Consider the following 14729-nt stretch of genomic DNA (forward strand, 5'->3'; position numbering starts at 1 on the left):
TCGTCAAGTCGGAACGTTGGTAAGCAAACCGGGGTCCAGTAGGAAGGGCCCAGCCCGGGTGCACCGCATGCTCATGACAGTGCAACTATTGGATCGGCATCACGCGCATCCATAATCCGCACGGGTGAACCCAGACACGGACGACTGCTTCGCGCCTCATCTTTGCCATAGGGGGTCAGCTTCTGCGATTCCTGAAAGCCACGTCTTCTGGGCCACCTAGCGTCGTGGTCGCGCCAACGAAGGATCTTCGGTCCTTTCCGAACTGAGCGACCGGATCAGGATGAAGCTGTCTGCTTGGGCTCGCTTGCGATTGGGAGCTTAACACTTGCTTCGAAACCGGACCGCGTCCCGGGTCTCGGCGATCTGAGGGCGACAGAGCTGCCTATGCGGTCGGCAATCGTCGAAACGATTGATAACCCTATTCCGCTGCCGCGGGCCGAAGCTCCGCCTCGCTCGAAACGGTCAGCCAGTTTCGCCAGTGCCTCGGGCGCCACGACGGGTCCATCGTTTGAAACCGTGAGCAACCCATCTGGCTCGAGCGTCACTTCGACTGGGCAGGAGTCGCTGCCATAGCGCAAGGCATTCTCGACGAGGTTGCGGCACACGATTCCAACGGCATCGGGATCGATGTCGGACATTACAGAGGTTTCCGGCAGGCGAAGGACGACCCTATCCTCCCGTGGCATGCCTCTGCGCAAGTCATCGACCACGACACGCAGGGCAGCGCGCAGGTCGGATGTACGTTCTAATCGGAGCCGGCTGCCCTCCGCCCGGGCGAACTGCATGAGCCGCTCGGCCCGCACCGTCAATCGCTTGAGGGTCGCCTCGATGTCCGCTGCCCGCTGTTCGATTTGCGGTTCGCTGGTTTCCTTCCGGATGCGCTGCGCCTGGGCAATCGCGCCGGCGAGCGGGGTCCTGAGTTCATGCGCGGTGTTGGCGGCGAGGCTGCGTTCGGCCTCGAAGGCGGCCCTGAGCCGCCTGAGCAGCGCGTTCAAGGTGTCGGCCAACGGGTCGAGCTCGCTGGGCAGTTCATCGGACACGAGAGGCCCAAGGTCCTTCTCGCTTCGGGTTTCGAGCTGTTCGCGGAACGCCCGCAGCGGTTTTGTGCTTCTCCGGACCGCCAGCAGCACGGCGGCAAGCGCGGCCGGAATCACCAGGAGGATCGGCAATCCGAGGCCAATCTGGACATCCCTCACCACCTGAGCCCGGTGGGCGAGCGGTTCGGCCATCGTGATACGCACCGTCCCCTGCAGGGCCTCCTCGCTGTATAGGCGATGCGTCGCAGTCCGGCCGAAGCCGGGCGCTTCATAAGGCGGGAACACGGCGAGGTCGGCAGCATGGGACTGAAGCAAAATCTTGCCCTTGTCGTCGCGGATCACGTAGGTGAGAAGTTCGTCATGGGCGCGGATCGCGCCAAGGCGCTGGCTGGCGACGTCTTCGTCCTCGCGGCCCACGATGTCCAGGACCGCCAAGGGAAGCAGGCGCTGCGCGGTCTCCTGGAGGGAGGAATCGAAGACATCCTCGATGCCGTGCCGCAGCAGGACAGCGGTCGCCCACGCCGCGCCGGCCCAGATCATGAGCAGAACCCCTCCAAGCGTCAGGAGGAGCCTGCCCTGTAGGCTTCGGGGGCGCCTCACGCCTGAGCCAACCTGTAGCCGAGGCCCCGCTCGGTCTCGATGAGGTCGGTGCCGAGCTTCTTGCGCAGCCTGCTGACATGAACCTCGATCGTGTTGCTTTCCACCTCGGCATCGAAATCATAGAGCTTTTCCTCGAGCTGCGCCTTGGAGAGCAACTGGCCGGGCCGCGTCAGGAACGCCTCCAGCAGTGCCCATTCGCGGGCTGTCAGCTGAACGGCCTTGCCGTCCCGACGCACATTTCGGCGGGCGATGTCGATGTCGAGCGAACGAAGCCGGATGATGGGGTTGGGATTGCCTGAATATCGGCGCGCGACCGAGCCGATGCGCGCCGACAGCTCGTCGAGATCGAACGGCTTGACCATGTAGTCGTCCGCCCCTGCGGTCAGCCCTTCGATCCTGTCCGACACCTGGTCGAGCGCTGTGAGCACGATGACGGGCGTGACATCTCCGGCGGCCCGCAATGCACGAAGGAACACGATGCCCCTTCCGTCGGGCAGCATCAGGTCAAGCAGGATCAGGTCGTAGGCCGCACCCGCCATCGCGTCCCTGGCCGCGTCGATCCGCGAGACCCAGTCCACCGAATGGCCGTCACCGACGATCTGGTCGCGTACGGCCGCGCCCAGCACGCTATCGTCCTCTATGAGCAGGATTCGCATTTTCGTTCGCCCTTCGCGGTCACAGCCTTCCTTGCCGGACGTTCCTGACGCCCGGCTGAAGCGGATTGCGCGTAAACTTCAGGATAGCGTCAGCTTGGCCGTGCACTTTGCGCTGGCGCAAATCGGTTCGAACGGAGTCCTGGCCCATGCGGCTTGCCCTGATAATTCTTGCGTGTGTCGCGTCCCTCTCCGCAGGGCCGGTGCGCGCCGATGACGAATGCTTCGTGCCGATGGCGGACTGGAAGCCGAGGGAGGCCGTTGCCACTCTGGCGGCCCAGCATGGCTGGACCGTGCGTCGGATCAAAATCCACGACGGCTGCTATGAAATCGACGGCATCGACGCCCAAGGCCGTCGGATCGAGGTGACAGTCCAGCCATCCACCCTCGAAATCATCCAGATTGAACCCAGGGGTGACGCCAATCGGCACCAGGACGAAGAAGACCGCGATGACAATTGATGACATTGCCCCGACCGAGTCCGAGTCCCGCAACGCGGCTGCGCGGCCGGTTCCTGTCTGGGACCCGATGGTCCGTCTCTTCCACTGGAGCCTCGTCGTCGTGTTCGCCACGGCTTGGCTTACGGCGGAAGATCTCCAGCCCGTTCATCAGCTTGCTGGATACGCGATCGCCGGTCTGGTCGGCTTCAGGATCGTATGGGGTGTCGTCGGCAGCCGCTACGCCCGCTTCACACAATTCGTCCGTGGACCGGCCCGGACGATCTCCTACATCGCTGACATGGCAGGAAGCCGGGAACGGCGCTACCTTGGCCACAACCCGGCTGGTGCGGCGATGGTCGTGGCGATCCTGGTGACCCTGTCCGGGACCGCCTTCACCGGATGGCTTATGGAAGCGCCGGACCGCGCCGCTGCGGCTGTCGCACAGATGCGGATCGTCGCCCCCGCATTCGCAGACAATGATGGCAACGACACTGAGGGCGGGATTGGAGCCGCCGTGGAAGGGCGGGCCGTGGGTCCGCTCAAGGAAGTCCACGAGGCCCTTGCCAACCTGATGCTACTGCTGGTCGCGCTGCATGTCGGCGGAGTGGTTTTGGCGTCGTTCCGCCATCGCGAGAACCTGGTTCTGGCGATGCTCACGGGCCGCAAGAGGCCTCCCGCTCCCGACGACGTCGCCTGAATAGGGACATTTCGCAATAGGTTGCCAATCCGGCCCCGCCGTTTCGGCGGGGCCTTTCGATTCCTGACGGCAAGCTGAAGCAGAAAACCCATTCCCTTCAGGAGAGGATCAGGTCTGGCCGTCAGAACAGTGGCAGCAGAAAAAGGAGATCCTGCCATGAAAAAGACCCTTGTCATCTTGCTCGCGTCGACGGCGTTGATCGCCGGGATCGGCCTTCCCGCGTGGAGCGCGATGCACGGCGCTGGCCTGTTCGAAGGACCGCGCGATGTGGCCCTGACTGCCTTCCGCAACGCAAGTGCTTCCCCAATGCTGGTCAGCGATGATGACAGCGCTGACCTTAAACACAGTCGCAGCCTGCAACGCGGAGGCGATGATGACGAACATGGCGCAAGCGACGAAGAGGATGACGACGACTCCGATGGCGGCAACGCCTCCGGCCCGGCTCCGGCCGGGAGCGTGGCTCCCCCGAGCAACGGCCTCTTTGGCACCGGCGCGACGCCCAAGGTCCAGGTGAACTGAGCCAACGGCCCGCATCACGGCAGATCAAGGAAACAGTCCAATGAAGACCATATTCGCCACCCTGGCTCTGACCACGGCGCTGACACTCCCCGGCATCGCCATGGCGCGGCCGGTAACCCTCACAACCACGCTGAAGGACTATGGCGGCAACGGGGCCTTCCTCGCCATCTACGTCACAGACCCCAAGGGCACCTACGCCGGCAGCCTGTGGATGGCCGGAACCAAGTCCAAGTACTACGAGCACCTGTCCGACTGGTATCGCGCGACGGGCGGCAACACGGCCGAGATCAATGGCATCACCGGAGCGAGCGTGGGCGCCGGCCGCCGGCTGGAGATCACGCTCGACCTTGCCGACGCGCTCTTTGACGCGGGCTATACCGTTCACATCGACGCGGCCGCCGAGGACATGCGCGACAGCCCCAACGAGATCGCCGTGCCGCTGACCGCGCAAGGAGCGGGACAATCCGTCCCCGGCCGCCGCTACATCGCGAACTTCAGCTACGGCTTGTAAGGGGTCGCAACGATGATCCGTGCCCTTCACCGCTGGCTGGGCTTGCCGGCCCTGGTTCTTCTGACGCTGCTCGCTGTCAGCGGTGCGGTGCTGTCCATCTTTCCGGCGGCCGAGCGGATTTCCGCACCTCAGGCGAAACAGTCGATGAGCGTTGCAGACCTTGCCGCGCGCATCCAGGCCGCCTTCCCGGGAGTCGAGCAGATCCGGCGTTCGCCCTCCGGTCGCTTCACCGCCTACTGGTTCGATGGCGGCACGCCGGTGTCCGCCGTCATCGATCCGGCGACCGGAACCGCTACAGCATCGGCCGATCCGAATCCGATGCAGCGCTGGCTCACCAACCTGCACCGCTCGCTGTTCCTTGACGACGCCGGCCGCATCGCCATGGCGGCGGGAGCGGCGGCTATGCTCGCCCTCGCTGTCTCCGGTTCCATGCTCGTCGCGCGACGCGCCGGCGGGTGGAGACGCTGGTTTGGCCCGCTTCGGGGACCTGTGGCAGGACGCGTCCATGTCGAGCTTGCGCGGCTCGCAGTACCCGGCCTCCTGCTGTCGGCAGCAACTGCGCTTTGGATGACGGCCTCGACCTTCGGGCTCCTTCCCGACAAGGCGGCCCTTGCGGAATTGCCTGCGGCAAGCGGCACAATTGGCGCGCAGCTGACATCGATGCCGCTGCTCGCGGCGACGCCAGTCTCGAGCCTGCGCGAGCTGAACTTCCCCTATCAGGGAGACGCCACCGACGTCTTTACGCTCAAGACCGACACCGGTACCGGCTACCTCGACCAGGGAACCGGAGCAACGCTAGGCTGGTCCGGCCTGAGTGGCTGGACGCGTGTCTCCGAAACCATCTACATGATCCACACCGGACAGGGTGCCGCTCTTCTCGGCCTGCTTCTAGGGCTTTCGGCGCTTGCCGTCCCTGTCATGGGCGCCACCGGGCTCCTCATCTGGTTGGCGAACCTCAAGGGTCGCCCCACAATCCGCGACAATGCCGCACCGGCCCGCGCTGAGACGGTCATCCTGGTCGGAAGCGAGGGTGGCAGCACCTGGGGTTTTGCGGGGACACTTCACGCGGCGCTGACCAGCGCCGGGCAGCGCGTCCACACCGCGCCGATGTCGGCGTTCGACCCGGTCCGCTTTTCCAGCGCGCAACAGTACCTCATACTTGCCGCGACCTATGGCAATGGCGATCCGCCGGCGTCGGCGAAGGGGTTCCTCGATCGAGTGGCCGGACTTTCCGCCGCGCCACAGGCAAGACTGGCGGTGCTGGGCTTCGGCGATCGGAGCTTCCCGGGCTTCTGCGCCTACGCCAGGGCGGTTGCCGCTGCGGCGGAAGGCAAGAGCTGGCCGCTTCTGCTGCCTTTCGAAACGGTGGACCGCCAGTCGCCGCAGGGGTTCACCCGCTGGGGCCGTGCGCTCGGTGCTGCGCTCGGCGTCGACCTTGAACTGAATCACCAGCCGATCCTGCCCGAGACCAAGACGCTGACGCTGGTTTCGCGACGCGACTATGGCCATGAAGTCCAGGCTCCGACCGCGATCCTACGCTTTGCCCTGCCGCCCTTGGCCGTTTGGCAACGCCTGACGAGATACGGGTTCGCACGCTTCGAACCTGGAGATCTGCTCGGCATCGTGCCGGAGGGATCGCCCGTGCCGCGCTTCTATTCGCTGTCATCAGGCAGCCGGGACGGGTTCGTCGAGATCGTGGTGCGCAAGCATGTGGGAGGTATCTGCTCGGGCGAACTCATGGCACTCGAACCGGGCGGGACCGTCGCCTCCTTCATGCGCCGCAATCCCACGTTCCGTGTCAGACGCGACAGCGCTCCCCTGATCCTGATTGGAGCGGGCACCGGAATAGGACCGCTTGCCGGCTTCATCCGCGCCAATACCGCGCGGCGACCGATTCACCTGTTCTTCGGGATGCGACTTCCCGAAAGCGATTTCCTCTATCGCGAGGAACTCGAAGCCTGGGCGGCCGCTGGCAGGCTATCCAGCCTGTCCACGGCGGTCTCCCGCGGCGCGCGGCCACGATACGTTCAGGACGCACTGGCCGCTGAGCAGCTCGAAGTCGTCCGCGCAATACGCAAGGGGGCACGCGTCATGGTGTGCGGCGGGCGGCAGATGGCGGCCGGAGTGGCAGAGGCGATGGCGCGGATACTTGAACCGCTTGGCCTGTCCCCCGCAGTCTTGAAGGCACAGGGGCGCTATGTCGAAGATGTCTACTGATCTTGAGCGCCACGCCCTCAACGGGCCGACGATGGGCACGCGCTGGTCTGCGCTATTCCACGCTCCCTCCGGCTTCGACGTGAAAGCTCTCCGTGCGGCCCTGCAGGCCGGGGTCGATGAGGTCGATGCGCAGATGTCGACATGGAAACCCGACAGCGATCTGATGCGCCTCAACCGGGCGCCCGCGGAAGAGTGGGAGACGGTTCCGGGACGCCTTATGGACGTGATCCGGCTGGGACTGAGGATCGGCCGGGAAACGGGTGGTGCCTTCGACATCGGCATGGGCGACGCGGTGACCGCGTGGGGCTTCGGCCCATTTGAAGCCAGTTCGGATCGAATCCGTAGCGCGATGCAGGCAAGGCGTTTGCCTGCCCCCGACGCGCTGGAGATCGATGGAGCCAGGGTGAGAAAGCGCGTACCAATTGCGCTCGACCTGAACGGCATTGCTAAGGGTTACGGCGTGGACCGTCTTGCCGAGATCCTCGGCAGCTTCGGAGTCCGCGACGGGCTCGTGGGCATCGATGGCGAGTTGCGGGCCATGGGCCTCAGGCCCGACGGTGAGGCCTGGACGGTCGCATTGGAGAAACCGGACCCGCAACGCCGCGCGCCGCATTCAATCCTCGCCTTGCAGGATTGCGCGGTAGCCACGTCCGGCGACTACCGCCACTGGGTCGAGGTACAAGGCCGACGTCTCTCACACACCATGGATCCGACACGCGGCGCACCACTTACCAAACCTCCGGCGTCGGTCACAGTCCTTGCGCCCACCTGCGCCGAGGCCGATGCTTGGGCGACCGCGCTCATGGTACTGGGCCCGGACAAGGGCGGTGATATTGCCCGACGACTGGGGATTGATGCCCTGTTCCTGCTTCGGGGTGAAGCAGATAGCATCGGCTCCTGCCGGATAGACTGTAGCAGCAAGGTGGTGATCAACTTGGAGGCATCGCGACGTGGGAGACGCTGTAGTAGGTTTCCGAATATATGATGCTGAGTTAGATGAGGGCGAGGCGATTGCCATGAACGACGACCTCGAGACTCTGCAGCGGGAGACATTCGACTACTTCGCCCATGAGGCAAACCCAGCCAACGGTCTCGTTCGTGACAAGACCGAAGCCGACTGGCCCGCAAGCATCGCCGCCACCGGCCTTGCGCTGGGATGCTATCCAGTCGGGGTCAAGCGTGGCTTCATGAGCCGGAAGGCCGCGGTGGAGCGGACGCTAGCCACGCTACGCTTCTTCTGGAACAGCCCTCACGGTCCTGAGCCGGACGCCACCGGCTATCGCGGCTTCTATTATCATTTTCTCGACATGCAAACCGGCCGGCGGGCTTGGCGCTGCGAGCTGTCGACCATCGATAGCACCCTGCTGCTGGCGGGTGCATTGGCGGCTGCCACTTTCTTCGACCGGGACACAAAGGCCGAAACAGAAATCCGGACCTTGGCTGATGCGCTTTACCGTCGGGTCGACTGGCGCTGGGCGCTAAACAAAGGAAAGACCGTCACCCACGGTTGGACTCCCGAGGCTGGTTTCCTGAAGTATCGCTGGGAAGGTTACGATGAGGCGCTTCTGCTGTATGTCTTGGGCCTCGGCTCGCCGACCCACCCTCTGCCTTCCAGCAGTTATACGGCATGGACCGCTACATTCCGATGGCTGAATGTCTACGGTCACGACTATGTCTATGCGGGACCGTTGTTCATCCATCAACTTTCGCATGTGTGGATTGATCTTCGCGGTCTGCAGGACACTTACATGCGCGGCAAGGGAAGCGACTATTTCGAAAACAGCCGACGCGCCACTCTTGTCCAGCACCGCTACGCCTTGGAAAATCCACGCGGCTTCGACGGCTACGGAGAATACTGCTGGGGCATTACCGCTAGTGATGGCCCCGGGCCCTCCACGATCAAACTGAAAGGCATCGAACGCCGGTTCCTTGACTATGCCGCGCGTGGCGTTCCGTTTGGCCCCGACGATGGAACGCTCGCGCCCTGGGCAGCCGTCACCTCGTTGCCGTTTGCTCCGGAGATCGTGTTGCCGACAATCGCCTTCTGGATCCATAAGGCCAAGCTCAAGTCCAGCAGAACGTACGGTTTCGCGTCGTCCTTTAATCCGACGCACCCGCAGGGCAAAGCCAAAGGGGCGTTCGGCTGGTGGGTCTCACCTTGGCATTTCGGCCTCGACGAAGGCCCCATCGTATTGATGATTGAGAACGTGCGCACCGGACTATTATGGCGGTTGATGCGCTTGTGTCCGTACATTCGTGACGGCCTGCAACGGGCAGGTTTCGAGGGTGGTTGGTTGGATCAACTTCCCCACACCTGATGCAAACCTCAAGGGACTTGGTTGAACTTCAGCCATCCGCCGCGTCGAAAATCCAGCTATTGCACACAGCTGTGGCCCGCATTTTCGCACTCATGCGCCAATCCTCATTAGCCAACAACCGCGGCCACTCCGGCCCTTTTTGTCGATATCTCGCCGGAAAACTCTCAGGCGAGAGGGCGGCCATCGAGTATAGCATCGTGCGAAGGATTGCAGAGCGTCGAGTGCTATTTCGGTACTCCACCGGATAATCGAGGGTGCACCCGACCCGAGTGTCCCGATCAGTTGCACGGTCACGTTTCGCCGTCCTGATGACGGCAAAAGCCCCTGGGGCAGACCAACGATGTCCTTCCTGGCCATTCAACAAGAGACTATGAGCAAAGAGCCTGCTTACGACAGATTCACCCCGACAGCCGACGGGCAGTTTTCGGCCCCGCAACCGTCTAATGGCGTTTCTCCGGTGGCCAATCATGGCCGAAGGAGAAACGAAATGGGACACTCGTGCTACGACCTTGCCACCTCCGATCGCCGCGCATGGAATGCAGGCAAGAAGGTTGGAACGAAACGCCCTCTGAAACCTCGACAGATATGGGCGATACGCTTCTTTCTCGATCGGGAACGGCGTCTGCGAGACAGAGCGCTCTTCGATTTGGCGATCGACAGCAAGTTGCGCGGCTGCGATCTGGTCAAGATCAAAATCGGCCATCTTGTTGTAGGACCGGAGATCCGAACTCGCGCGATGGTCATCCAACAGAAGACCAGCCGACCTGTTCAGTTCGAGTTGATGAGCGACGCACGCTCCAGCCTTCTCGCATGGTTGGAGCGACGCGGCGGGGATCGATCCAACGGCTCACATGAGCACAAGGCAGTATGCTCGCCTCGTCGACGAATGGGTCGAGGCGATCGGCCTTCGGCCAGAGGAATACGGCACTCATTCCCTGCGTCGCACCAAGGCTTCGATCATCTACAAAGCGACGGGAAATCTGCGAGCCATCCAGATCTTGCTCGGTCATACGAAGATCGAGAACACGGTCCGCTATCTGGGAGTCGATATAGAGGATGCTCTCGAACTTGCCGAGGCAACTGAGGTTTGATCAGGAGCGGCTCCACTTCACGAGTGGAGCCGTGACCAATTTGCGCCTCATGTCGGTCAAGGAGGCAAACTTTGCCTCTGCCCGGAAGCGGACATCGCGGGTGTCCATGCTGGTGGTCGCGATAGTGTCCTTGCGGTCATTGTTGGGATCGTCTTGCCGATCATCGTAGCCAGAGCACCCCGCTCATCGATTTGACGGTCGCCCCTAGTGGCCGCTGTTCCAATATCCGCGACCTGCGGCCCGGCATCTGGACCCGTTCGTCATTTTCGGGTGTCGGCATCCGGACCGGCATCCACTGTCTGAGGGGTGCCCTGCAGGAAATTGCTCTTTCGGGTGAACTCACTGAACAACGACACTTCATATCTCGCCGAAATAGCGAGCGCGGGCATGTTCGTCCGAGGGAGCCTCCGGCCCCAGCCCTATCGCATCCGGTACACGCGTCGGATCGCGAGCAAACAGTGCAAACGCATGCTCACGTCGTCGATCGGCCGCTGCTCCGCGTTCGAACAGCAGGTCCGTCTGCATGGCCTCAAGTCGTCGCATCCGTCCGCAGAAATCGTCATGGTCTTTAGCATAAGCCTCCGCCGCCGATCGCCAATCTGAGCTCTCCAGCAATCGGTCCCTCAACAGGCGGACGTCCCGCAGTGTCCTGGACAGGCCACGGCCCCAGGCCGGGTCAGTGGCGGCCGCAGCATCGCCCACCAGAACAACGCCGTCGCGGTAGGGCTTGTCGACCCACCGATGCGATCCGTCGAAGCTGGCGAAGGGGCCAGCCTGCCGTGTGCGGTCGAACCAATGGCTCGGAGCGCCCACGTCTTTAAGCTGCCGTATCATTTCCTCTACCGAATGGCGGCCTGACAGCCGCTTTCCCACCGCATCGTTTCGGTAGATGAGATAAATGCGGTTACGCTGAGGAGCGATACGCATGGCAATCACCATGCGCCCACCCGCTGGATCAAAGAAGAGATTGATCGTGTTCGCCGACGGTCGGGCCTCGCCGGTAAGGAACTCCGAAAAATTGACATCTCCCTGAAGAACCATTCCCGCTGTAAAGAGTTGGTCTGCTCCACGCTGCACCTCAAAGCCTAGAGCCGAGCGCAGCCGGGAATCCCGACCGTCCGCCAGAACTACTAAACGGGCAGATAGACCCTTGGCATCGCCGCTGACATGAACCCGCGGCAAATCTCCAAAAGTCACAGCAGAAACTACTTTCCCACGCATGACTTCGGCACCAAGCGCTTCTGCATTTTTCAACAGAACTGCTTGCATCTCTGGATGCGGAAACGTCAGGCAGCAAGTCGCAGCCGGGGTCGTAGCCGGCAAATCACGTACCGTTGGCCGCAAGCCGTTGGTGAAATTGGAAAAGTAGGCAACTTCGATAGCGCATTTTTTTAGCAGCAACTGGTATACGCCCAACCGGTCCGCCTCGAGACTTCCCCAAGGCATGAGAAGTTCGCCGCGGATGCGGTCCCTGAACTCCTCCTGCTGTTCAACAATAAGAACTCTGGCCCCGCAACCGGCTAAGGCGATTGCCAGCGACGAACCCGCCAGCCCGCCACCGACTATGATCAAATCGTAGTCGGAGCGGATTCCGTCGGACAGCGGAGTCTCGCCATTTGCACCCTCTGGCATGGCCCCCATCTGCTGAATATTGCAATTTGCTAATATAGTGAACTCGGGTCAGCACTGAGTCAAACCTCTCCGGCGAGCCGGGGCCGTCAACTTCGAGTGCGCGCGTTCAATCGGGACCTGAGCCGCGCGAATGGTATTATGGCCAGCGGCATAGAAAGAACGCAGCCTGCAGGCCGGACACCTGCCGGCACCAACTAGCAAAGACAAAGCCCAGAACTCCTTGCTAAGGGAGGCGTCCATAAACGACCCAAACCTGCTGGTCAGCTTTGCGCCTCGATGTCGGCCAAAGAAGCATCATTTGCCCCCACCTGGAAGCAGACGTTGTGAAACGCGATGCTGGAGGTCGCGGTGAACCCGTGAGGGGTCAGTCGTCAACGTCCGCTTCGTGACTTTGACGGACATGGCAACTGAAGGGAGCGACGGTACAACCTGGTTCCGGTCCCGAGATCTGAGACGCTCGTGCAGAGGAGCCCTCTTGGCATCCCGGCCCTGCGGACTGATGCGCAGCTTCTTTAGATATAGGATAGGATTAGCCGATATTCATCGGAAAAAAGGAGCCGGAAAGTCATGACCGAGATCTGGCAATCACTCCTCGCCAATCTTGCTCTGGTCTCCGTCCTGGTCGTCGCCTGGGACCTTGTGGCCGATTCCACCGGGCGTCTCTCGCCGCGGATACAGTCGCTGCTTCTCGGCGCGGTCATGTGCGTGGGGGCGGTCTTTTCAATGGCGACCGCCTTGTCTGTCTCTGGCTTCGTGGTCGATCTGCGCGCCGCCTTCATCGGCGCCGCGGCGTTCTTCGGCGGATGGCCGGCAATGTTCGTTGCCACGACCGGCTCCATTGCCTATCGCCTCTATCTTGGCGGGCAGGGGGCCAATGTCGGCGTCATGGGTATCCTGATCACCGCCGTCGTCGGCTTGGCATGGCACCACATTGTCGCGGCCCGGTCGCGCACGATGCTCGACATATTCGGCTTCGGCGTGTCAGTTGCACTGGCCGGGCTGATCACGCTCCTGGTTATACCCCCGCAAGTCGTCACAGGCCTGATCCAGCAAAGCACGTTCCCGTCCCTCCTGTTCCGCTTCCTCAGTACCATGGTGATCGGCATCCTGCTCGACCGGCAACAGCGGCGGCGCGATCTCTCCATGTCCAACATGATCTATCGGGCCATGGTTCGTGAACTGCCGGACTGCCTGAACATAAAGGATGTGGACGGCCGCTTCATCGCAGCCAATCCCGCCACCGCCGAAATGCTGGGGGCCGCTTCAGTCGAGGAGCTCATCGGCAAGACCGATTTCGATTTCTATTCGAAGGACGTGGCCGAGCGCTTCAGGCAGGACGAGGTGGGCGCACTGAAGGCCGGGCAGACATTGCGCATCGAACAGCCGGCGGTCTTTCCGGATGGCAGACAGGGTTGGCTTTACACGCTCAAGGCGCCGTTCCGCGACGAGACCGGCAAGATCACCGGTGTCATCACCTACAATCGCGAGATTACCGAGCAGAAGCGAAACGCACAGCTCAAGAACGATTTCATTTCGACGGTCAGTCATGAGCTGCGCACCCCTCTGACATCCATCCGCGGCTCGCTGGGCCTGATCGCGGCGGGCGTGGCGGGCGAATTGCCGCCGAAGGCCGCCAACCTCGTCAATATCGCCCACACCAATAGCGAGAGACTGGTTCTTCTCATCAACGACATCCTCGACATGGAGAAGATCGAGTCAGGTGTGATCGCCTTCAAGATCAAGCAGATGCCTGTGCGCCCGATCATGGAGCAGGCCATTGCCGCTAGTTCCAATTACATGGCCGAGAGCCGGATACGCATCGTCCTTGTCGACGATGCCCCGCGCGCCGAAGCCAACATCGATCCGGACCGCCTGCACCAGGTGATGGCCAACCTTCTGTCGAACGCGATCAAGTTCTCGCACGCCGACGGCACCGTGATGGTGAAGCTGCAGCGTCGCGATCGCGACATGTTGCGCATCTCGGTGATCGATCAGGGGGCAGGTATCCCCGAGGCGTTTCGCAGCCGCATATTCGGCAAGTTCGAACAGGCTGACGCGTCCAGCACCCGCAAGAAAGGCGGCACCGGCCTCGGTCTCAGCATCGTCAAGACCATCGTGGAAAAGCTGGGCGGCGCCGTTTCCTTCGAAACCGAGGAAGAGAAAGGAACCTCGTTCCACGTCGACCTTGCCGAAGCCCGCAGGCTCCACCCAAGGCCGTATCCGCCACCGCGCCCGCCGCGGGAGCCCGATGGCCGCCTACGGGTTCTGATCTGCGAAGACGAGACCGACGTCGCCACGGTGATTGCGGCACTCCTGGACGCGGAAGGCTTTTCCAGCGACGTGGCCCCGGACATCGCCACCGCGAAGGCGCTTCTGCAGTCCCGCGATTATGTGGCACTGACACTCGACATCAAGCTGGCAGAAGAATCGGGTATCAAGCTCTTCCATGACATCAGGGCGTCACCGGTGAATTCCGACATTGCGGTCATCGTCATCTCCGCCGTCGCCGATGAGGCCAGGCGCTCGCTGAACGGAACCGCCGTCGGCATCGTCGACTGGCTGGAGAAGCCTGTGGATTCGGGGCGGCTTCACGCCGCTCTCGCCAAGATCGTCGCCAGCAGGAATGAGCAGAGGCCGAAGATCCTCCATGTCGAGGACGACGAGGGTGTGCTAGCCGTGATGTCGGCGGGGCTGGGCTCCGACGTCTCGATCATCTCGGCCAAAACGCTGCAGGAGGCACGGCGGGCGGTTGCGAAGCGTCGCTTCGACCTGGTCATCCTGGACATAGCGCTTCCAGACGGATCGGGACTGGACCTGCTCACCGATCTGCCGCTGGAGACCGGAGTCATCGTGTTCTCGGCGGCGGAACCGGACCAGAAACTCGGCGATCGGGTGCAGGCGATGATGACCAAGACCAGGGCATCGGAGATCGATGTCGCAAAGCTGGTCAGAGCCATGTTGGTCTCATCGCGCGATGGCACCAGACCCGCCGCCCGCGCCAAGGAGTGACGATC

Annotated in this window: 11 protein-coding genes and 1 pseudogene; 9 read left to right on the forward strand and 3 right to left on the reverse strand. The window is 62.5% G+C overall.

Annotated elements, in window-relative coordinates; translation table 11 throughout:
* Positions 1-275: 275 nt before the first annotated feature.
* The gene (locus QQK95_RS31815) at positions 276-1577 is read right to left on the reverse strand and encodes a sensor histidine kinase (RefSeq protein WP_240564856.1); all 1302 of its coding nucleotides are present in this window, start codon (positions 1575-1577) and stop codon (positions 276-278) included.
* Positions 1578-1633: 56 nt separating this feature from the next.
* Positions 1634-2293: a response regulator transcription factor gene (locus tag QQK95_RS31820; protein ID WP_069090554.1), complete on the reverse strand. Its 660-nt coding sequence runs from the start codon at positions 2291-2293 to the stop codon at positions 1634-1636.
* Between the two features lie 146 nt (positions 2294-2439).
* Between QQK95_RS31820 and QQK95_RS31825 the strand changes: the two genes are divergently transcribed.
* The 8 genes and pseudogenes from QQK95_RS31825 (at position 2440) to QQK95_RS31860 (ending at position 10083) form a co-directional block, all read left to right on the forward strand.
* Positions 2440-2751, forward strand: coding sequence for a PepSY domain-containing protein (locus QQK95_RS31825; RefSeq protein WP_284278470.1), 312 nt, complete (start codon positions 2440-2442; stop codon positions 2749-2751).
* A complete protein-coding gene (locus QQK95_RS31830) occupies positions 2741-3427 on the forward strand; it encodes a cytochrome b/b6 domain-containing protein (protein ID WP_051726849.1) in 687 nt (228 codons plus the stop codon). The genes QQK95_RS31825 and QQK95_RS31830 overlap by 11 nt, the downstream gene beginning before the upstream one ends.
* Positions 3428-3583: 156 nt before the next feature.
* The gene (locus QQK95_RS31835) at positions 3584-3946 is read left to right on the forward strand and encodes a hypothetical protein (RefSeq protein WP_038648533.1); all 363 of its coding nucleotides are present in this window, start codon (positions 3584-3586) and stop codon (positions 3944-3946) included.
* A gap of 40 nt (positions 3947-3986) precedes the next feature.
* Positions 3987-4457, forward strand: a complete 471-nt coding sequence (locus QQK95_RS31840; protein WP_038648535.1) for a DUF2271 domain-containing protein — start codon at positions 3987-3989, stop codon at positions 4455-4457.
* A gap of 12 nt (positions 4458-4469) precedes the next feature.
* Positions 4470-6674 (forward strand): PepSY domain-containing protein, encoded by a 2205-nt coding sequence (locus QQK95_RS31845; protein WP_284278472.1) that lies wholly within the window; start codon positions 4470-4472, stop codon positions 6672-6674.
* The gene (locus QQK95_RS31850) at positions 6655-7659 is read left to right on the forward strand and encodes an FAD:protein FMN transferase (RefSeq protein WP_284278473.1); all 1005 of its coding nucleotides are present in this window, start codon (positions 6655-6657) and stop codon (positions 7657-7659) included. The genes QQK95_RS31845 and QQK95_RS31850 overlap by 20 nt, the downstream gene beginning before the upstream one ends.
* Before the next feature lie 31 nt (positions 7660-7690).
* On the forward strand, positions 7691-8992 hold the full coding sequence (locus QQK95_RS31855; RefSeq protein WP_240564854.1) for a glucoamylase family protein: 1302 nt from the start codon (positions 7691-7693) through the stop codon (positions 8990-8992).
* Between the two features lie 487 nt (positions 8993-9479).
* Positions 9480-10083, forward strand: a pseudogene (locus QQK95_RS31860) (tyrosine-type recombinase/integrase).
* A gap of 357 nt (positions 10084-10440) precedes the next feature.
* Here the strand turns inward: QQK95_RS31860 and QQK95_RS31865 are convergent.
* Positions 10441-11715 carry an FAD-dependent oxidoreductase gene (locus QQK95_RS31865; protein ID WP_284278474.1) on the reverse strand — a complete coding sequence of 425 codons (1275 nt, stop codon included), beginning with the start codon at positions 11713-11715 and terminating at the stop codon, positions 10441-10443.
* Between the two features lie 567 nt (positions 11716-12282).
* Here QQK95_RS31865 and QQK95_RS31870 point away from each other — a divergent pair.
* The gene (locus tag QQK95_RS31870; RefSeq protein ID WP_284278475.1) at positions 12283-14724 is read left to right on the forward strand and encodes an ATP-binding response regulator; all 2442 of its coding nucleotides are present in this window, start codon (positions 12283-12285) and stop codon (positions 14722-14724) included.
* Positions 14725-14729: the final 5 nt, after the last annotated feature.

It is taken from the genome of Mesorhizobium huakuii (assembly GCF_030160235.1).
GTDB lineage: Bacteria > Pseudomonadota > Alphaproteobacteria > Rhizobiales > Rhizobiaceae > Mesorhizobium > Mesorhizobium huakuii.